Source organism: Mesorhizobium sp. M6A.T.Cr.TU.014.01.1.1 (assembly GCF_004022765.1).
Lineage (GTDB): Bacteria > Pseudomonadota > Alphaproteobacteria > Rhizobiales > Rhizobiaceae > Mesorhizobium > Mesorhizobium mediterraneum.
Window position 1 is genome coordinate 97,418 of record NZ_RZPG01000022.1, and the last position, 19,709, is coordinate 117,126.

At 61.0% G+C, this 19,709-nt stretch carries 20 protein-coding genes, 1 tRNA gene and 1 riboswitch; of the genes, 10 read left to right on the forward strand and 11 right to left on the reverse strand.

Annotation, left to right across the window (positions count from 1 at the left end; genetic code table 11):
• Positions 1-223 precede the first annotated feature (223 nt).
• Positions 224-308: transfer RNA gene (locus EN885_RS23465), tRNA-Leu, on the forward strand.
• Between the two features lie 193 nt (positions 309-501).
• Here EN885_RS23465 and EN885_RS33675 read toward each other — a convergent pair.
• Together EN885_RS33675 and EN885_RS23475 are read right to left on the reverse strand one after the other, a co-directional pair.
• Entirely contained in the window at positions 502-657 is a 156-nt protein-coding gene (locus EN885_RS33675) for a hypothetical protein (RefSeq protein WP_164897905.1), read from the reverse strand.
• A 67-nt stretch (positions 658-724) separates the two neighbouring features.
• On the reverse strand, positions 725-1,321 hold the full coding sequence (locus EN885_RS23475) for a methyltransferase domain-containing protein (protein WP_164897906.1): 597 nt from the start codon (positions 1,319-1,321) through the stop codon (positions 725-727).
• A gap of 219 nt (positions 1,322-1,540) precedes the next feature.
• Here EN885_RS23475 and EN885_RS23480 point away from each other — a divergent pair, with 219 nt between their 5' ends.
• Genes EN885_RS23480 through EN885_RS34730 form a run of 4 tightly spaced genes read left to right on the forward strand, consistent with a single transcriptional unit; the run spans position 1,541 to position 4,437 of the window.
• Positions 1,541-2,596 (forward strand): TRAP transporter substrate-binding protein, encoded by a 1,056-nt coding sequence (locus EN885_RS23480; RefSeq protein ID WP_128244031.1) that lies wholly within the window; start codon positions 1,541-1,543, stop codon positions 2,594-2,596.
• A gap of 45 nt (positions 2,597-2,641) precedes the next feature.
• On the forward strand, positions 2,642-3,157 hold the full coding sequence (locus EN885_RS23485; RefSeq protein ID WP_128244030.1) for a TRAP transporter small permease: 516 nt from the start codon (positions 2,642-2,644) through the stop codon (positions 3,155-3,157).
• A 3-nt stretch (positions 3,158-3,160) separates the two neighbouring features.
• Entirely contained in the window at positions 3,161-4,036 is an 876-nt protein-coding gene (locus tag EN885_RS23490; RefSeq protein WP_128244029.1) for a TRAP transporter large permease subunit, read from the forward strand.
• Entirely contained in the window at positions 4,033-4,437 is a 405-nt protein-coding gene (locus EN885_RS34730; protein ID WP_128244028.1) for a TRAP transporter large permease subunit, read from the forward strand. The genes EN885_RS23490 and EN885_RS34730 overlap by 4 nt, the downstream gene beginning before the upstream one ends.
• Before the next feature lie 450 nt (positions 4,438-4,887).
• On the opposite strand, the gene EN885_RS23500 is transcribed toward EN885_RS34730, so the two are convergent.
• Entirely contained in the window at positions 4,888-5,799 is a 912-nt protein-coding gene (locus EN885_RS23500) for a dihydrodipicolinate synthase family protein (RefSeq protein WP_128244027.1), read from the reverse strand.
• A gap of 322 nt (positions 5,800-6,121) precedes the next feature.
• Here EN885_RS23500 and EN885_RS23505 point away from each other — a divergent pair, with 322 nt between their 5' ends.
• A complete protein-coding gene (locus tag EN885_RS23505; protein WP_128244041.1) occupies positions 6,122-7,840 on the forward strand; it encodes a GH32 C-terminal domain-containing protein in 1,719 nt (572 codons plus the stop codon).
• 21 nt (positions 7,841-7,861) lie between these two features.
• On the opposite strand, the gene EN885_RS23510 is transcribed toward EN885_RS23505, so the two are convergent.
• The 5 genes from EN885_RS23510 to EN885_RS23530 form a co-directional block, all read right to left on the reverse strand.
• Positions 7,862-8,635: an HAD-IIB family hydrolase gene (locus EN885_RS23510; protein WP_128244026.1), complete on the reverse strand. Its 774-nt coding sequence runs from the start codon at positions 8,633-8,635 to the stop codon at positions 7,862-7,864.
• Entirely contained in the window at positions 8,632-9,969 is a 1,338-nt protein-coding gene (locus EN885_RS23515) for a glycosyltransferase family 1 protein (protein ID WP_126106075.1), read from the reverse strand. The genes EN885_RS23510 and EN885_RS23515 overlap by 4 nt, the downstream gene beginning before the upstream one ends.
• A gap of 154 nt (positions 9,970-10,123) precedes the next feature.
• Positions 10,124-11,449 (reverse strand): ATP-binding protein, encoded by a 1,326-nt coding sequence (locus EN885_RS23520; RefSeq protein ID WP_128244025.1) that lies wholly within the window; start codon positions 11,447-11,449, stop codon positions 10,124-10,126.
• Positions 11,446-12,210 (reverse strand): response regulator transcription factor, encoded by a 765-nt coding sequence (locus EN885_RS23525; protein WP_164897907.1) that lies wholly within the window; start codon positions 12,208-12,210, stop codon positions 11,446-11,448. Before EN885_RS23525 ends, EN885_RS23520 begins: the two co-directional genes overlap by 4 nt.
• Before the next feature lie 28 nt (positions 12,211-12,238).
• Positions 12,239-13,096, reverse strand: a complete 858-nt coding sequence (locus EN885_RS23530) for a MipA/OmpV family protein (RefSeq protein ID WP_126106077.1) — start codon at positions 13,094-13,096, stop codon at positions 12,239-12,241.
• 424 nt (positions 13,097-13,520) lie between these two features.
• Between EN885_RS23530 and mgtE the strand changes: the two genes are divergently transcribed.
• Both mgtE and EN885_RS23540 read left to right on the forward strand, forming a co-directional pair.
• Positions 13,521-14,951 carry a magnesium transporter gene (mgtE, locus tag EN885_RS23535; protein ID WP_126106078.1) on the forward strand — a complete coding sequence of 477 codons (1,431 nt, stop codon included), beginning with the start codon at positions 13,521-13,523 and terminating at the stop codon, positions 14,949-14,951.
• Between the two features lie 151 nt (positions 14,952-15,102).
• On the forward strand, positions 15,103-15,489 hold the full coding sequence (locus tag EN885_RS23540) for a MerR family DNA-binding transcriptional regulator (protein WP_023685221.1): 387 nt from the start codon (positions 15,103-15,105) through the stop codon (positions 15,487-15,489).
• Between the two features lie 19 nt (positions 15,490-15,508).
• Here the strand turns inward: EN885_RS23540 and EN885_RS23545 are convergent, their stop codons facing one another.
• The 3 genes from EN885_RS23545 to EN885_RS23555 all read right to left on the reverse strand — a co-directional run bounded on the left by EN885_RS23545 (position 15,509) and on the right by EN885_RS23555 (position 18,280).
• Positions 15,509-16,015: an isoprenylcysteine carboxylmethyltransferase family protein gene (locus EN885_RS23545; protein ID WP_128244024.1), complete on the reverse strand. Its 507-nt coding sequence runs from the start codon at positions 16,013-16,015 to the stop codon at positions 15,509-15,511.
• Positions 16,012-17,016: a DUF1624 domain-containing protein gene (locus EN885_RS23550; protein WP_128244023.1), complete on the reverse strand. Its 1,005-nt coding sequence runs from the start codon at positions 17,014-17,016 to the stop codon at positions 16,012-16,014. Before EN885_RS23550 ends, EN885_RS23545 begins: the two co-directional genes overlap by 4 nt.
• Positions 17,017-17,098: 82 nt before the next feature.
• On the reverse strand, positions 17,099-18,280 hold the full coding sequence (locus EN885_RS23555; protein ID WP_126106080.1) for an aromatic ring-hydroxylating dioxygenase subunit alpha: 1,182 nt from the start codon (positions 18,278-18,280) through the stop codon (positions 17,099-17,101).
• 140 nt (positions 18,281-18,420) lie between these two features.
• A riboswitch (cobalamin riboswitch) is annotated at positions 18,421-18,614 on the forward strand.
• Between the two features lie 36 nt (positions 18,615-18,650).
• Here EN885_RS23555 and EN885_RS23560 point away from each other — a divergent pair.
• Positions 18,651-18,830: a CbtB domain-containing protein gene (locus tag EN885_RS23560; RefSeq protein ID WP_095483469.1), complete on the forward strand. Its 180-nt coding sequence runs from the start codon at positions 18,651-18,653 to the stop codon at positions 18,828-18,830.
• A gap of 15 nt (positions 18,831-18,845) precedes the next feature.
• A complete protein-coding gene (locus tag EN885_RS23565) occupies positions 18,846-19,625 on the forward strand; it encodes a CbtA family protein (protein ID WP_128244022.1) in 780 nt (259 codons plus the stop codon).
• Positions 19,626-19,709: the final 84 nt, after the last annotated feature.

The window sequence follows — 19,709 nt, forward strand, 5'->3', positions numbered from 1 at the left end:
TTCGTTTTATGCATATCGTTGTCCCAAAACCGCTGCGCACTTTTGGGCGACATGCATTAGCCTCACATATGGCGGCAATCGGGCGAAACGTCCAGTTCCGGCGCGTTCCAGCTCTTTGAAGGGTTATGCCGAAGCCCGGGCAATTATTGCGCGACGCGCCCTTGTTTCGCCGGAAACGATTTGCTACACGCCGCGAGCCGGTTCGTTTCGGCTCCTACCACGTGCGGTCGTGGCGGAATTGGTAGACGCGCAGCGTTGAGGTCGCTGTGGGGCAACCCGTGGAAGTTCGAGTCTTCTCGACCGCACCAGCTTTATCCAATAAGCTATTATTCTACCTCGCAATTTCTGTTTCCTTGCAGTTCTTCCCAAGACTGTTCATGCAAACTGAAACACTGCGCGAAACTGCGGGCGGTTTGGGCGCGCGGTAAGCCGCGCACTAACCGCGTGGCTTGACCCAAAGCCGTCATACGGCAAGGCCGTTGCCGGAAGGCAATGCATCTGTCAGTACGTCATTCGCCCCCACGCCTGAAAGATGCGTGGGAGGGATATGGTCGTGTCCGACCGGTCGGCAAAGGATTTGATCTCGCGCGTCACGTGGTCGACCTCTTCGGCGGTGGCGATGCCCGATGCTGCGACGGCTCCGGCGATCGCCGCCATGGTGAGCGATGTGGTCTGTTTGATGTCGCGGCTTCGCCCGAAGGGTTGGACGAGGCCGGAGTCGACACTAGCAAAGCCCGCCGCTTTCCAGAAGGCGGACCAGCCTGCGCCCGATGAACGGGTCGCCGCCACGCGCCTTGAGCGTCGCGACAAAGAGCTCGCTATAGCGATCGACGGCCGGACAAGGCGGATCGCAGAATTGGCCGGCATAGTCGATATCCTCGACGATCAAGACGCCGCCGGACGCCAGCGCCGCCCTTGCTCTCGCCAGCACTTCCTCCGGGCTCGCGAGATGCGTGAGAACGAACCGGATATAGACCAACGCGGCGCCCGAGATTGGCCATGGATTGAGCACGCTCGCCTTGTGAAACGCGACATTGGCGAGGCCGCGGTTGGCTGCCTCTTCGCGGGCCGCCGCCAGCTTCTCTTCGTCGAGATCGAATCCGACGACGCGGCCGTTTGAACCGACCCGAGCCGCCAACTCGAAGCTGACGTCACCGCCGCCGCAACCGGCGTCCAGCGCCAACATTCCGTTCAGCGGTTCGAAGCGATCGAGAAGCGCTCGGGTTGCCGGCGCCAGCACGCGCGAGATGAGGGCGAGCCGCGACCGCCCTTCCTCGCCACCCTTGATGATGTAGCTCCGGAGTTCCTCAGCATTGGCCATGGGTCTCCCCAATTGCTGTTGACGCTGCCGTTTGGCCAGCATCGGTGCCAAGCCGCCCGCCTCCTTCCACAGCAAATTGCCATATGGCGGCGCCGCCGATCAACAACGACTCTCCCCGCTGTTACAGACGTAACTAAATTCCGTTTCGCTGAAATCATTCTGTAGCGCAATTCTCCGAGACAGCGCCATTCATGACATGAGAGTAGCGGAGCGCGAAGGATGATCTATCAGCAGTCATGGGATGTCGTCAGAAACCTTCTCTCGGCGATCGGGATCGTGGGCACTGTACTTGCCCTGAACTCAGCGGCACCCGCGCAGGAAGTGACACTGACAGTGGCCGATCAGAATCCGCCGACCGCCTGGGGCTCCGTCCACGCGATGCAGCCCTGGATCAAGAAGATCGAGGAAGCAACCAAAGGCCGCGTGAAGATCGAGCACTATCCGGGGCAGACCTTGGTGAAAGGGACGGAGACGTGGAACGCGGTGCGCGCCGGCGTCGTCGACATTGGCTGGTGCTTCCACGGCTACTGGCCGGACGTCACCCCGCTGTCGGATGTGATCACCCTGCCTGGCCTGCCGATCACGTCCGCCGAGAAAGGCAGCGAAGTGTTGTGGAAACTCTACGAAAGGTTCCCCGCCATACGGGAGGAATATGCTGAGACCCAGCCGCTGGCGCTGTGGACGAGCCATCCGTACTTCATCCTCACCACCAGCAAACAGGTGAAGACGCTGGAGGATTTGAAGGGTCTCAAGATACGCGTGACCGGCGGACCGCCGACCGAGCAGATGAAGGCGCCGGGCGCCGTGCCGACACTGGTCCCGATGCCGGATGTCTACCAGGCCCTCGACAAGGGCGTGGTCGACGGCATGGGAGCGCCCTGGGAGGCGGTGAATGCCTTCCGGCTCTACGAGGTCGCGAAATACTACACGATCGCGCCGCTCTCTGCCGTGTACGGCTCGCTGTGCGCCAACAAACAGAAATGGGACAGCCTGCCCATGGATATCCGCGACGCCATCATGAGCGTCAGCGGCCTCGAAGGTTCGAAATTATGGGGCAGGAACTTCTTCGACGCAGCCGAGCAGGCAGCCCTCGACGGGGCCGAGGCGGAAAACCGCGAGATGATCCGCTACGCGATGCCGACGGAGGAGGTGGTGCGCTGGAACAAGGTCGCCGCTCAGCCGCTCTGGGACGCTTGGGTCAAAAAAATGGAAGCCAAAGGCCACAAGGAGGCCCGACAGATTCTTGAAGCCACCATCGAGATGTTGAACGACTGATGTTCGGCGGTTCTCAGAGCGAGATGACGCCTCAACGAAAAGCCGATGTCCGACACGATGCCACCATCCCAAGACATGACCGTTCTTGGACGAATCGAGAAATGGCAGCGGCGTTGCGAGTTCATGCTCGTTTACGCCGCCGTTACCGCGACCGCCATCATGATGCTGCTGACCAGCGCCGATGCCGTCTGTCGTTATTTTTTGAACAGCCCGATCCTGATCGCCTACGAGCTCACCGAGAAATACTTGATGACCGCGGCAATCTTTCTCGGCCTGCCTTCCGCATTTCGAGGCGGAGCCTTCATCCGGGCCACCTTTCTGGTGGATCGGCTTTCGCCGTTGCCGCGATCGATTGCTGATCACCTCGCATACATCGTCGCCATATTGTGCTGCCTCGTGTTCGCGGCGGCGACCGTGCAGCAGGCATACCGCTCGCTCTTCGAGCCCACGACGCTGAGCGCGCTGCCGATTCCGGTCGGCCCGGCGTATTTGCTGCCCCCGCTCGGCTTCCTCATTCTTGCGCTGGCAATCCTGACCGGCTCGCCGCGTCGTGAACGCTAGCCGATGGTCACCGCGCTTCCCTTAGTGGCACTGGTCGCGCTTCTGCTGCTCGGCGTGCCGATCGCGGTCGCGCTAGCCGCGTCGGGCATGCTGGGCATTTATGTGGTGACCGGCGATCTCGCCAAGATGCTGGGCATGGTCGCCCTGACGCCGTTCGATACGGTGGCGGACTATGCCCTCACGACGATCCCGATGTTCATTCTGATGGCCTATTTCTCGGCTTCGAGCGGGCTCGCGCGCGACCTTTACACCGCCGCGAGCAACTGGTTGTCGCTCATCCCAGGTGGGCTTGCTATCGCCACCGTGTTGTCCTGCGGGGTTTTCGGCGCGATGTCGGGTGCGAGCGTCGCCGCGGCTTCGGTGATGTCGAAGATCGCCATGCCGGAGATGCGCCGGCACGGCTATTCCGAAGAGCTTGCCGCCGGCGCGATCGGGGTCGGTGCCACGCTCGACATCCTGATCCCGCCAAGCGTCGCCATGGTGATCTACGGGCTCGCCACGCAGACTTCCGTCGGCAAGCTGCTGATCGCCGGCATCATGCCTGGCATTCTGGTCGGTATCCTGCTGACATTGACGATCTATCTCTGGGTCAAGATCAGCCCGTCGCACGCACCGGAGACCTATCGGGTTCCCGGCAGGGAGCGCTGGGCAAGCCTCGCGCGCGTGTGGCCGAGCCTGTTGCTCATCGTCATCGTGATCGCGCTGCTCTACCTCGGGATCACTACTCCGACCGAGGTGGGCGCGGTCGGCGCGTTGATGGCGGGCGTGATCGGCGTCGCACTTGGCGGGCTGTCGGCGCATGGCGTGCTGGAGGCGCTGAAATCGACGATTCGCACCTCCGCCATGATTTTCCTGATCCTGATCGGCGCGACCTCATGACGCTCAGCCGCATTCCGCAGGAGATCGTCGCGTTGGTGACCGCGATGGATCTCAATCGCTGGATGGTGATCATCGCCATTTTGGCGGTCTACTTCGTCATCAGCATGTTCATGGACGAGATCCCGCTGCTGCTTCTGACATTGCAACTGACGTTCCCGCTCATCACTTCGCTCGGCTTCGATCCGATCTGGTTCGGCGTCGTTTCCATGATGATGGTCGCCATGGGGCTTGTCTTCCCGCCGGTCGGCCTCGTCGCGTTCGTCGTTGGCACGACCGCGGGAGCCGACCTGATGAAGGTATACAAGGGCACCAGCATCCTGACGATTGCGCTCGTCGTGACGACAGTGCTGCTGATCATCTTCCCGCAGATCGCCCTGTGGTTGCCGGCGACAATGCGCTGATCATAGGCTGAGCCGTTCCGGGCGGCAGTGGATCGCTGCTCTTCCGCCGTTGCTACAACTGTAATCAAATTCCTCCTCGCTGAAATCATTCCGTAGTGCAGCCCTTCGACTATCGCGCCCAACATTTTCGTCAATCAGGCCCAACATTTTCGTCAATCAGGAGAGCGCGATGTATCGAAACGGCATCTTTCCGCACGAAGTGCGCCGAGCCCTCGATGGACGGATCAGGCGAATCAAGAACTCGGCAAGAACCACAGGCAGGCGCGTGTCCGATCCTGACATTCAGTCGCTGCTGCGACCGCTTTACGAGAAGCGCTACGGCTCGCGCAGAAAACACGCCGGCTATCAGCGGTCCGGCCGCTGACCCAGTTCGACATCCCTTTTTCCCAACCAGCCGGGAGGGACAACATCGATGTGTCCAAAGAAGATCGGCAAAGCCGAAGACGAAAGCTAGACGCGGCTTTCCAGCCGCGAAAGCAGGTAGTCTACCTCTTGTCTGGCCGCCGCCGACAACGCGCTGCCCGGCTTGCGCTGGGCATCGGACGCGATGGCACCGCGCTTCATCATCACATATTTGCGTACCGCAAGTCCCACACCGGGCTGCTGCTCATAGCGCAGATAGGGCAGGTGGGCGTCGAAAAGATCGTGTGCCTTGTCGCGCTCGCCGGCGGCAGACAGCTTCACCACGTCGACCAGCATATCGGGGAAGGCATAGCCAGTCATCGCGCCGTCGGCGCCGCGCTCCATCTCGAAGTCGAGGAAGAGGCCGCCATTACCGGTGAGGATGGACAGCGAGCGCAGCGAGCCGTCCTTCTGGAAGCCGCGCAGCGCGCTGATCTTCTCCAGGCCCGGCCAGTCCTCGTGCTTGAGCATGAAGCAGGCCGGATTGTCGGTGACAATGCGGCGAATGACGGCCGGCGTCATGACGACCGAGAGGGTCAGCGGATAGTCCTGCAGGACGAAAGGAACATCCTCGCCGACTGCTTCGGATGCGTTGCGGAAATAGGTGACGATCTGGTCGTCGGTGCGCAGCGATGGCTGCGGCGCAATCATCACGCCCTGGGCGCCGACCTCCATCGAGGCACGCGCAAGGCTGCGCATGGCGGCGAAGCCGGGTGCGGAGACGCCGACGATGACCGGCAGCTTGGTGCGCGCCACGATGCGTTTGACGATCTCGAGCGATTCGCCGGCGTCGAGCTTCGGGGCCTCGCCCATGATGCCGAGGATGGTCATCCCATCGACGCCGCAGCGCTCGTAAAAATCGACCATCGAATCGAGTGATTCCCAGTCAATCTTGCCATCCGCCTCGAACGGCGTCGGGGCAATGGTGTAGACACTTTTGGTGTCAGGACCGATGGCCATGAGATTCTCCTAAAATTCAGCTTTCAGCGTAGCGGGCCGACGTCCGACCCAACCCGGCAGCTGGTCCGGACGGGCGGGCGCGAAGATTTCGTAGAACGTGGTTTTTAGCACGCATTTTTTTGATATTCCCGTGCCTCGCCAAAGGAGGCTGAGACCGATGCTGGCGCCGATCCGTGCGGCGGATGGACGTCGAAGACCATCGATCCGGACGCTTTGCCAAAGTGAAGATACAGCTTTAACCTTCTGCAACGCATTTCCAGGTCGAAAACCGGGTTTGATACTCTATCTGTCCGGGAACGCCGCACGGAACGGAGCCATCTTCATGAGTGACAGCCAGGTCCAGGTAAGGATTGCGGGAGGGGACACCATTCGAAGCCTGCATGCCGACCTGCCAGTCAACGCCACGTTCCATATCTGGCTCAAGGCGACCAAGCCGGATGTTCCGGGCTCGCTGTCTTTTTCCAATGTGCGTGGCAAGTTCGGCGAGGTAAGCGTTACGAACGCCGAAGAGTATGAATTCAGGATTTTTCACGTCTTCGGCGGTGGCAGCGTCGAACTGGATTACGACACGGATCAAACCTCGGTGTCGGTTGCCTACTGGTTCGCGTTGGCCGACGTGCTGGAGACAGGTATTACAGTTATCCACACCAATCCGGGAAATGCGCCGCCGAACATTCCTGACAGCTATCATTTTCGTCCGCCGTTCGGCTGGATGAACGATCCCAACGGCTTTGGCCGGTTTGGAGGTCGCCCACATCTCTTTTATCAGCACTATTCCCATGGTCTTCGGTGGAACACGATGCATTGGGGGCACGCCGTATCTTCGGATTATTTGCGATGGCGCCACATGCCTATCTTCCTGTTCCCATCGGAAGATCTTACCGCACGGCCCGACAGACGGGGCGGTGCGTATTCCGGCTCGGCAGTCCCGCTTGCCGATGGCCCGGGCATTCGCGTCTTTTTTACCGAGCAGGTACAGGACCGCATCCCAGAACAGCAAATCCAACTCACTGCCACTTCCAGCGACCTCATCATGGCGGGAAATGCGGACGTCATCCTGCCATACCGCCCGCTTGACGAGGGACTGACAGCGGATTTTCGCGACCCATACGTGTTCAGGGGGCCGGATGGCCTTTGGAAAATGCTGCTGGGCAGCCAGAGCAGCGAAGGCGGCGTTGTCCTGCTCTACGAAACCCATGACCATACGGCGGCCAGCGGCTGGACGTATATCGGCAAGCTTCTGGTCGAGAAACACTATCGGACGACGGCGATCGAATGTCCCTGTCTGCTGCCGCTCGACGGGCCTGCGACCGATCCCGCGACGCGCTGGGTTCTAATTCTCGGGTTGATGAACAGTGAGGACCAGTCCACCCGGCGCAAGAACCTGACAATGGCCATTGTAGGCTGGTTCGATGGACAGACTTTTGCCAAGGAATTCGAACAGGAACTGGACTTCGGGACGGATAACTACGCCTTCCAGGCCTTCGTCGACGGTGATGCCATTGTCGGTATAGGCTGGCTTGCCAACTGGGCCGACACCGGACCGGCGATCGATTTCCCCACCGCCATGACGCTGCCTCGCAATATCCATCTGTCTGCAGGCGAGTTGCATACCCCGCCCATCGGAGCTGCCGAGAGCCTGCGGAGCCATATTCTGGACCGAACACGCCTTGCAGCCGGAGAGCAGGTAAGCTTTATCAATGGCGCCGTCGAAATCCTGTTCGAGTTGGAAAAACCGGGTGTCCATTTCCACCTGAAGCTCGAGCATCCAACTGTCCGCCTCGACGTTGTCGTCGACGACGACGGGCTTGCCATCTGTCATGGAGACGACGCGGCGGAATCTCCTCACTATATCGCCAAGGGAGCCCGTCCAAAACGGCTGCGGATATTCCTCGACTACGGATCGATCGAGGTGTTCGCCGATCGCGGTCGTTGGGCTGGCACGAAACGGATCAGCGGTTTTGAGCCGATACAATCCGCACGTCTCATCGCCGAAGCGGGTGCCGTTCTGCACGCGACGGTATGGGCGCTCAAACCCTGACAGGGAGATCCTATTTCCAGTTCAGGATTGGGCGTCCTCAAACACCGACCAATGAACGAGGCCTTCGACGACACCAAAGGCAAACTGTTCCTTCGCGCTGTAAATCAGCGGGTTGTTCCGGGCCATGTCAAGCAGTTCGGGTAAGGCATTGGCGACGACAATCCCGCGCGCACCCGGCAGGTCGAACATACTGCGATCGTTGTTGGTGTCGCCGGCGACGACCACCTCATCAAGGCCGATGCCGAGTTCATTGCAGAGCCAGGCCAGCGCCTGCCCCTTGTCTGCCGAACGCGGCAGGACGTCGAGATCGCGTCCGCTCGAATAGACCATCGTCACCGACAGGCCGGCTTCAACCAGCGCACGCTCGATATCGGCAAGGGCGTCCGGGCTTGCGTCGTGCAGGTACCAACTCGATTTGAAGGCGTGTTGATAACCGTCGGGCTGCCGGACGGTGTCTTTGAGCGATCCGAGCACCGCATCGACCTTTTCAAGAGACCAGCCTTCCGAAAGCCTCTGGGTAAAGTGCTCCAAATCAGTAAGGTGTGCGGGGCGCGAGCTGTGCCGCGGGCCGGCGAGCATCGTGCCGACACCCCCGATCACGTAGTCTGGCGCTGGCAGGCCGACTTCGTCGACGAAATTCAAAATGTCGTCGGCCAGACGACCGCTATTGTAGACGAGAACCGGTCGGCGCTCGGGGTCGAGCGCTTCCCATTTGGAACGAAAGCGTGACGTCGCCGGCGCATGGCCTGCCAGGGTCCCGTCGAGATCACTCGATAGAAGCGCGATCGGTCTCAATCGCCGTCGTTCCACGGCTCGTCCCAATCATGATCGTCGACCGCCTTCAACACCGGACGTCCCTCGACAAGGCTGACAAGCTGCTGCGCGATACCTGTCCAGGTGAACAGGCTGCGCGCCTTGTGCGCACCCATGCGGCCCAGCCGGCCGTAGAGGCGCGGGTGCTTCATAGGTTTGACGATCGTGATGCCGAGGTCTTCCTTGTCGAACGGATCACCGAAGAGCGCGTGCCGGCCATAGCTGATCCCGCGATAGAGGCCGCCATGGATCGTAACCACGGTGGGCGTTCCGCAGGCCATTGCCTCGATCGCGGTCATGCCGAACGGCTCGTAGCGGCTCGACAGCACGAACATGTCCGCCGCACGATAGGTGTCGGCCAGATCCTCGTCGGCAACATAGCCGGAGAAGACGACACGATCCTGCAAGCCTAGCTGTTCAACCTGTTCCTTGAGCTGGTTCAGGATCTTCTGTTCCTGCTCGTCCATGTTCTCGCCGCCGACGGCGAGCCTCAGGACCGCATCTGGCACACGCGGCGCCACCACGGAAAACGCATCGATCAGCAGGTCATAGCCCTTATTGGTGGCGAGCCGGCCGAGCGCCAGGATCGTTCGTCCCTCGAAACCGAGCCGGTGGCGGATCAGCCGGCGAGACGCCTCGCTGACGGGGAAGAACCGGTTGTCGTCGTAACCGGGCGGGATCATGTGCACGCGGTCGCGCTCGAGGCTGTAGTCCTCGACCAGCATGTCCACCTGCGGCGGCGTTGTTGCAATCACCATGGCGCAGCTTCGATAGATGATTGTCTCGTGCTTTATGCGCTCGGTGAAATTGAATTCGGCTTCGAATGTATCGGCCTTGTCTGGGTAGTCCGTCTTCATCTGGCGCTGTTTCCATATGCCGAGAGAATGCGGCGTATGGATGTGCGGGATAGTGAGCGCCTCCGACAGTCGTTGCCCCGCCACACCCGCATCCCAGTAGTGACTGTTGATGAAGTCGTAGGAGAGGTTTTCCCTGCGAATTAGGCGCAGCGCGTTTTCACACCATTCGAGAAGGTGGCGGTGGAGATATTCCTTCGGAATAAAATCGGGTCCGCCACAGGCGACACGCAGAACACGAACCCCGTCGGCCACTTCATCGATAGGAGGTTGGTCTTCAAATCGTCGCGTCCAAATATCGACAGCATAGCCCAATTGGGCCAGCTTTTTGGCCAGTTCCAGGACGTAGACCACCTGTCCGCCGGTATCGGCCGCGCCCAGTGGTGGGTTGGCTGCAACGTAGCCATGGGTTGAAATAAGAGCAATTCTAGGTATCGCCGCATCCGAGTTGTCGTTCGGCATCTGTATCCTTCTCTACGATTGATCTCCGCACGCCCGCAGTCGACGCAAGCGCAGGTTCAGCTATATAGGGTTTCCAGCCCTCATCGGCAAATATTGAGAGACCCAATTTTGCTGCCCTGGTCCAACACACCGTGTCCTCTCGGGGCGGGCCGTCTTATGACGGCTGGACATTTGATTCATTCGGCAGATCGACGGTAACGACGAGCCCGGTTGGCTGGTTGTCCTGCAATTCGATCTTGCCGCCGTGCCCCTGGATGATGTCCGCAACGATCGACAGACCCAGACCGAAGCCATGCTTCGACGTACCACCGCGCGACGTGTCCTCCTTGAAGAACGGTTCGAAGACGCGGGCGCGCGCGAGTGTCGGAATGCCCGGCCCATCATCGACGACCGCGATGCGCGCCGCTGTATCGGTCTGCGTCAATGCGACGGTGACGTTGCCGGCGAACCTGACGCCGTTGTCGCAGAGATTGGTGATCGCCCGCGCCAATGCATTGGGTTTGCACCAGCCCAGAAGCCGGTCCGGCCCGGAATATGAGACCGGAAACCCGACGTCCGAAAATTCGGCGCAGACGGTTTGCAGCACGCTGGCAATGTCGGCGCGCTGCAGCTTCTCTGTCGAGACGTCGTTGCGCAGATAGGTCAAGGTCTCGTCGACCAGATCTTCAATATGCTGGATATCGGACAGCATCGCGGTTCGGATGAGCCCATCGTCCATGCGCTCGGCGCGAAGCCGCAGCCGCGTCAAAGGCGTGCGCAGATCGTGGCTGACGCTGCGCAACATGCGTGTGCGGTTTTCGATCATGGTCCGGATGCGTGTTCTCATCCTGTTCAGCGCGCGCGCCAGGCCGACCATTTCGATGGAGCCGCGTTCGACGAAAAGCTCGTCGCCATTCTCGATCTCGGCCGAACCGACAGCCGTCGAGATGCGTTTCAATGGATCCGTCACGGCCCACACCGCAAACAGCCAGATCAGGGTGGGCAAGGCGATGAAAGCCATAAACTTGTAGAACAAGGAATGGACGAGGTCTGAGGTCAGTAAGGTATCGGGCACTCCGAAATGAGCGAGGATGGTCTGCTGATCCAGGCCGATGACAAACGCGGATTGACCGTCGATGGTCAGCCATCGCCCGTCAATCGGCCTGTCTTCGACCCCAAGAAGCCATTCGATGTTTCGCCATTGCAGATAAGAATATGGAATACTGTCGGTCTTTTCCTTCGAAATTATCCTGAAATCCAGGCCCGCACGAGCCGTCGCTGCGAGGATCTCGTTACGAGCTGTCGCTGGTGCTTTGCGCAACAGGCCGGCAATCACGCTGGCTCGCACGACGCTGTCGTCGATGACCGGCAGGTCGATATTCCTGGTAAAACTTTCGATGACCGATCCGGTGGACAGGATCACAAATACCGCGACGAGAATGATTGCCGCAAGTTGCCCACGCACTGACTGCGGCAGGCTGCGACGGATGAAATTCCTCATGCTTCCTCCACCGTCGCGGTGAAGATGTAGCCACCCAGCCGAACAGTTTTGAGAAGCACCGGATCGCGCGCGTCCTTTTCGATCTTCTGGCGGATGCGGCTGACATGGACGTCGACGCTTCGCTCGATCGGTCCGGCGAGCCCGGCATGAGTGACGCCGAGAAGCTCCTCGCGCGACAGAACCCGGCCGGCGTTGCGGCAGAAGGCGAGCAGCAGGTCGAATTCATGCGTCGTAGTCGAAACCCGCGCATTGCTCGGATCATGCAATTGCCGACGGATAGGGTCGAGGCGCCAGCCATTGAAGAGAAGCGCCTTCGACCAATCCCGCTCTTCGGGAGCGTAGGCCGTCCGGCGCAGCAACGCCCGTATCCTGGCCGTCAGCTCGCGCGCGCTGAACGGTTTCGTCACGTATTCGTCAGCGCCGATCTCCAGTCCGAAGATACGGTCGATTTCTTCGCCAAGCGCGGTCAGCATCAGGATCGGAACGTTCGTTTGCGCGCGAAGACGGCGGCAGATGCTGAGGCCGTTTTCACCGGGGAGCATGACATCGAGCACGATGAGATCGAACTTCTGGTTGCGAAGCGCGGCGTCCATCCGGACGCCGCTCTCGGCTATTTCCACGATCATGCTGTTTTCAGTGAGCGTCTCGCCCAGCATGCGCGCGATCTCGACATCGTCTTCGACAATGAGGATGCGCCAAACTTGCCTTGTCGATTTGGACTCGGCGTTCAAATCGCCCTGGTGCCGTGCGACGTTTGCCATTGCCTGGACTGGTAACCTTTGTGGGCGGTTAGAACCGATATCCGACGAGAAGCATGCCTGAAGGCTGGATCTTTTCGACGACGATCGGACTGTCGGCGGCGTCACCCACGAGAACGCCGATTCCCGCTTCGCCGCGCACCATCCAGTTCTGGTTGAGCATATATGTGGCGGAGACCGAAAAATCGGCGCGCTTCAACCCGGCGCCGGCATCATAGCGCGCCAGCCCAGAGCGAGCCGATTGTTCCGGCGTGACGCCGAAATAGGCCTGCATATGATTTTCGTCGGCGAAGACGGCGGAAGCGCGGGCGCCAATCATCAATGATTGGGACAGCGGCTGGCTGACCTCGATCCCGACCTCACCCACTAGGCCATCGCTGCCGCCGATGGTCTTGTCCACTTGCGCAAAGATTTCAGCCGGGCCGAAATTCACGGCGGCCTTCCCGCCGACGGTGGCGCCCATGCCGATGTCTCCCAGCCCGCGCAGACGGTCGGCATCGTCTTCATCGCGGCCCATTTCATAACCAAGCCGCGCGCTGAATGCGAACCGGTCTTGTTTATAGATTGCAATGTCGGCGCCTGTCGGATCGATCGTTACCACGTCGCGGAATGTCGCCGTGACAAAGGGCACCGGCATGATCTTGAACTCGTCGCTGCCCTCGTACTTTGGAACGATGATCGCGCCGCCGCCTACGACAACATGCCAGTCGGCCAGTTTTTGCTCGATGCGCCCGAAACGGGAAGGTTCGGGCGGCGGGAGGAAATCGTCTGAATTCACGGCAATGGCGTCGGCAGCAAGCGCGGTCCCCGGATGCGTTGAAAACAGGATGGCCATAGCTGCAAGAGATGCCCGGCCGGCAAATATTCCAGAGTCCATTTTGGCGAACATGCGTGCTCCAGTATAGCGAGGCGATAAGCCCCCGATGCTCTCACCATTTCAGATGAAAGTGGCCGCATGCGTGAAGTGATGTTAAGTTTTGTTGCGCAATCGTGGTTTCATCTTGGCGCCTCTACGAGAGAACGATGATGCCAGATGATCGATCCGTTCCCGCTTCGGACGATCAGGAGTAAACGATCGCCCGTCCGCTAATCCAAGTCGCATCAGCCTTCGCCTCCCTGCAGGACAGGGCGCATTTTCGTTTGATATTCCCGCGCGTTGCGTCATAGAGCGGCGGACTTTCAAGTCTAGACGTGCCGCCGCTCTATCTTTGTGTTTGGGCATCGGATTTTGCCAAAACCGGTTTCCACTTTTGGGCTCGATGCTCTAGACCTGACAGGCACCTTTTCCGGAATTCTGATGGCGGGAGGCGCTGGTGGAAGGCCAGGACGAACAGACGACCGGCGCCAGGGCCGCTGAAGACAGCCACGCCGACATCTATGGCGAGGACGGCGCCATTCTGTCGTCGTTCCTTGCCCAGATCGGCGCAGCGATCGCCGATCGCGACACGCTGACGCTGAAGCGTGAAGTCGACGACCTGCACCAATCGGAACTCGGCGATCTGCTCGAGGCGCTTCATCCCGAGCAGCGCCGCGCGCTGGTCGAATTGTTGGGCGCCGACTTCGACTTTTCCGCGCTGACCGAGGTCGACGAGGCGATACGCCGCGACATCGTCGACAATCTGCCCAACGCGCAGATCGCCCAGGGGGTGCAGGACCTCGATTCCGACGACGCGGTCTACATCCTCGAGGATCTCGAAAAGGAAGACCAGGACGAAATCCTGTCGCAACTGCCGTTCACCGAGCGGATCAGGCTGCGCCGCTCGCTCGCCTATCCCGAAGAGACCGCCGGCCGCCGCATGCAGACGGAGTTCGTCGCGGTGCCGCCGTTCTGGACGATCGGCCAGACCATCGACTACATGCGCGAGGACCAGAACCTTCCCGACCGCTTCAGCCAGATCTTCGTCATCGATCCGAGCTTCAAGCTGCTCGGCGCCATCGATCTCGACCAGATCCTGCGCACCAAGCGTTCGGTCAAGGTCGAAGAGGTCATGCATGAGACCAGGCACGCCATTCCGGCCAAGATGGATCAGGAAGAGGCGGCGCGCGAATTCGAGCAATACGACCTTCTCTCCGCCGCCGTCGTCGACGAGAATGACCGGCTGGTCGGCGTGCTGACGATCGACGATGTCGTCGACGTCATCCAGCAGGAAGCAGAGGAGGATCTGCTGCGCATGGGTGGTGTCGGCGACGAAGAACTCTCGGACAGCATTTTCTCGACCTCGCGCTCGCGCGTTCCGTGGCTGCTGGTCAACCTCGGGACGGCCTTCATCTCGGCCTCGGTGATCAGTATGTTCGGCGCGACGATCGAGGAAATGGTCGCACTTGCCGCACTGATGCCGATTGTCGCCTCGCTGGGCGGCAATGCCGGCACGCAGACGATGACAGTGACCGTGCGCGCGCTCGCCACACGTGACCTCGATATCTACAATGCCGGTCGCGTCATTCGCCGCGAGGTTGTGGTCGGCTTGCTGAATGGCATGGTCATTGCGGCGATCCTCGGGCTGGTCGCCGGCCTCTGGTTTCACAATCCCGACCTCGGTTTCGTCATTGCCGCGGCGATGATCGTGAACATGCTGGCCGCGGCACTCGGCGGCATTCTGATTCCGCTGTTCCTCGACAGGCTCGGCGCCGATCCGGCGATTTCGTCATCAATCTTCACGACGATGATTACCGACGTTATCGGTTTCCTCGCCTTCCTTAGCCTTGCAACCTGGTGGCTGCATCTGGGCGCCGGAGCCGGATAAGGCACTTCAATTGACTTTTACGTAAGTTGCGTGCGAAGTTTTGACGGAGAGCCAACCGATCGATTCCGGTACGGGACGAGCCGCTTTTGTGAATGAAGGGCATCGCCGCATGATGGGTGATCGCGCCGCTTTCCGGGCATTTGGAGTGATGATGCGGGAATATTATTCGATCACAGAACTGACCCGCGAATTCGATGTTTCGACGCGGACGCTGCGCTTCTATGAGGACGAGGGGCTGGTGCAGCCGGTACGGCGCGGCCGCACGCGGCTGTTTCGCCCGTCGGACCGGCATCTCATCCGCCAGATCATGCGCGGCAAGAGGCTCGGCTTTTCGATCAACGAAATCCGCGAAATCATCCAGATGTACAAGGAGCCGCCCGGGGAGGTCGGTCAACTCAATCTGATGATCAAGCGCATCGAGGAAAAGCGAGAGGATCTGCGCCAGAAGCGCCGGGACCTCGAAGAGACCCTGGCCGAGCTCGACCAGGCTGAGGAATCCTGCGTCGAGCGACTGGTGGAGCTCGGCGTCAACACTTGAGTGGCCTTTGCCGCACGCCTCAAATCCAGCGCCGCACCTTTTTCGCGTAATCCCGGTATTTCTTGCCGAATTTCGTCGCCAGGACTTTCTCCTCGCCTTCGATCGCCATCTTCTGCGTTGCGAAGGCCGCGATGATCGCCAGCGGCAGGAACCATACAATCCCCGAGACAAGGGCCACGCCGATCAGCAGCAGCGTGTTGGCCAGATAAATCGGGTTGCGGCTGACGGCGAAAGGGCCTGATGTGACCAGGTGGTCCGGCACGGCGTTTGGGTGGAGCGTCGTCTTTGCCCGGATCATGGTGCGGATCGCCGTGAACCAGAGTGCGACGACGCCGAACAATGCCACCCAGCCGGCCGCGAACAGGATGTCGCCTAGAAGGCCGCCGATCCATGGAAGCGGATAGAGCAAGCCAAGCGCGATGCTGACGGCGATGGCTGCGAGATAGATCAGCGGCGGCCACGGTATAAGGCCCGGTTTCGGCTGCCCTGGTTTCGGCTGACCCGGTTTGGTCTGATGGTCGGTCATTGTGCTCCTCCCTCCATCAAAGTGCTGTCGGCCTTGGCAGTGCAGGCACCGGCGAGCTCGTCGAGATGCGTCTTCCAGTCCGCAGCCTGGTCGTTGCTGTAGAGCCGATCAAGCGTCGCCTCGCCCTCGAGCGTATCGAGCATGCACACACAATAGCTGGAGCAGAACTCCGTGTCGCGCGATTGCTCGCACGACATCTGGCATTCTTTCAGGAAGGTCACCTGCCTGGTTTCGACCGGTGCCGGCATGATCTGCGAAAACAGCCAGACCGAGCCGATCAGCACCGGCTGGTGGATCAGATAGAAGGCGAGGCTGTGCCGGCCGATAAAGACCAGCGGATTTGTCCAGCGGGCAGGCGTGACGCTCGCCAGCCGCGTCAGCATGCCGGAGGCGGAGCTGAGCTTTGCCGCCGCGATGCCCGCAAGCACGGCGCCGAACCACGGCAACAGCGGGACATAATCGTTGGAGCGTGGATTGGTTGCCGACAGGCCGACCCACCACAGGGCCGGATGGTCGAAGATCCCGGACCTGAGATAGAGCGGAGCGGTGATGACGAAAGCCGCGACGACAAGCGTCAGCAGCGCCGGCAGGCGCAGAAACGCCAGGCCGACCAGACTGGCCAGCGCGATCTCGTGCAGGATGCCGAAGAAGATGAAGCTGTCCGGCGTGGCAAACCTTGTGGCGGCCGATATAGCGAGCGCCGCCCCGGCGACCATGGCGAAGCGTTTCCAGAAGCCGTTCCAGCGGATCTGTTTGCCATGGGCGAGGAACAGGCTGACGCCAACCAGAAACAGGAAGGTCGAAGCGATGCAGCGCGCGTAGAACTTCCACCAGCCGAAGGCGGTCAGGCCGGGATCGGTATAGCCGAAGAATTCGAGATCCCAGGTGAAATGGTAGCTCGCCATGGCAAGCAAGGCGATGCCGCGTGCGACGTCGATGGCGATAATGCGCTTCGTCTTCGATTGATCCTGAACGGGGGCGATTGGCGTAAGGATGCTCATGGTCTCGCAATCTGATTCAGCACTGCAAGACGACTATCACGGTTGCCCCGGACAAAAGAAGGTGGGCCAAACTCTCCGATGTTCAGGGCGTTGGTGAAAGGGCTGTGTGGCGTTCGCGCACCCAGTTGTGGAAGCGGTGCAATTCATATTCCTCGGGCATCAGAACGCCCGCCTCGTGGCGCATCGAGCGCAGGCCCTTCTGGTTGACCTCGCAGATATCCGCGTCTTCCTCCAGCACCTGCCTGCCGAAGGCGACGATGTTGTCGATATCAGCCGTTGGATCGGCGAGCGCTTCGGGCGAAAAAAGCCATTCGGCGGTCAGTTCGGTCTGCTCCGGGCCGAGCGGCACCAGCCGCACGGTGCGGACATAATCGACATGGCCGACGATGAACATCGACGGCAAATTGGTGGCATAGGTCTGCCCGGCGGTACGCTCGGCGGACGTCAGCTCGGGAAAGACCGGGCCGTGGACGCGCCCGTCGCGCGACCAGGTCTCGGCTCCGGCCCGCAGGCCACCGGAAAACTCCGGCGCGTCATTGTCGGCGCAACGGGCCCATTCCGGGTCGTCGTGCCGCCCCATCAGGCCGCGGCCATAGATCGGCACCAGCCGAGACAGGTCCTTGTGAACGCCCGGGCAATGCAGGCACTCGTTGAAGTTCTCCCAGAAAATCTTCCAGTTGCAGTCCATCACCTTGCGCAGCACATGGCCCGACACCAGCGTCTCCAGCGGCCAGTTGGCGAGATTGCCGGATGCGGGATCGAAGGATGTTTCGGCCGAACCGGCGGCGTCTTCCCTGAGATTGACGAAGACGAAACCGCGCCACACCGACAGTGCGACCCGATAGAGCGGATGATCGGCCTTGTCGAAGCCTTCAGGTAGCGATTTCGACGGCACGCGCACGAGATCGCCACGCAGCGAATAGGACCAGGCGTGATAGGGACAGGTGATGAGCCGCGCCTTCAGCCGTCCTTCGCTCGCCTGGCAGAGCTGCGAGCCGCGATGCCGGCAGGTGTTATGGAAGGCGCGCAGCTCGCCGGTCTCGTCGCGCAGCACGACGATCTCCTGCGTGCCGACACGGAACGTCCTGAACGCCAGCGGCTGGGCAAGGTCGGCCTCGCGGCAGACGAGCAGCCAGCTTCGATACCAGATGGCGTCGAGATCGCGCTGATGGGCGTCGATGTCCCAGTACGCCGACGACGGCAGCGTCGGTTCAAGTCGCGTCAAACCGTTATAGGGATCGTGCTCGCTCGGGCTGGGTTGCATGACCGGCTTCCTGTGATGCTCCAGCCGACACCCGGGCGCGAAAATTGTCAATCACGGCGCCGGCTGGCTGGCCTACCAAGACGGCGCATTCGCGCTGGTAGCTGGCGGAATTTGGTTTGCCGGGCGTTACGATTCTGCCTATAGTCGCAGCCGTCGTCGGTTCCTTTGGAACCAAGAGGGAATGCGGTGAGGGCAAAATTTGCCCAATGCCGTGGCTGCCCCCGCAACTGTGTGCGGTAGTCCTCTCCATATGCCACTGAAGAGTTTCTTCGGGAAGGTGGGGAAGGGCGCTGATCCGCGAGCCAGGAGACCTGCCGGCGACAGGAGAACTGACTTCTATGCCCTCGGGTGGAGGGCGAAAGGACAAGACATGAATACCGCTTCCGTCTCGCTCGGCGCTTCCGTCTCCTCGCAGTCGCGCTTCTTGCAGCTGGCGCTTGCTGCATTTCTCGGCATTTTCGTCATGGGCTTTGTCGGCTTCTCGCATATCGATGCGGTCCACAATGCCGCTCACGACTATCGCCATTCGATGGCGTTTCCCTGCCACTGACGAGGGGCTGACATCATGACATTGTTTCGCAACGTCGTGTTCATCGCGGCGATCGCAGGGCTTGTGGCCGGCGTCGTCCTCGCCTGCATGCAGGCCTATGCCACCGTGCCGCTCATCCTGAAGGCGGAAGTCTACGAGCAGGCCGGCGGCGGCCACGCGCATGACCATGCCGCGGCGCCGATAGCACCTGCCGAAAACGCAATGAGCACGACTGCTATGAACAGCGCCGCACCGGCTGAAGCTGCCGCTCCGGAAGACGAAGGCTGGGCGCCGGCCGATGGCTTCGAGCGTTTCGTCTTCAATATCGCTGCCAATGTCGTTACCGGCATCGGCTTTGCTCTGATCCTGGTCGCCGCTTCGGAGTTTGCCGGCGGCATCGGCAATTGGCGTCAGGGCCTGTTCTGGGGGCTCGCTGGCTTTGCCGTGTTCACGCTGGCTCCGAACCTTGGCCTGCCGCCCGAACTGCCGGCGATGCCGGCCGCCGATCTCGCCCAGCGCCAGATCTGGTGGATGGCGACAGTGGTGGCGACAGCGGCCGGTCTCGGCCTGCTTGCCTTCCGCAAGTCGCTGCCGCTGGCGCTGCTTGCCGTGGCGTTGATCGTGGCGCCGCATATCGTCGGCGCGCCGCAGCCCGACAATTTCGAGTCGCCGATCCCGGAAGGTCTGCATCACCAGTTCGTGGTGGCGGTGACGCTGACCAATCTGGTGTTCTGGCTGGTGCTCGGCGCCGTCGTCGGCGTGGTGCGTGGCCGCTTGACCGGCACGGCGACCGGCCTGCGCGACAGCTTTGCCTGATCGCGTTGCTCCCGGCGGGACGCTGACCCTGGTCATCGGCGGTGCGCGCTCCGGCAAGAGCGCGCATGCCGAAAGATTGGTGAC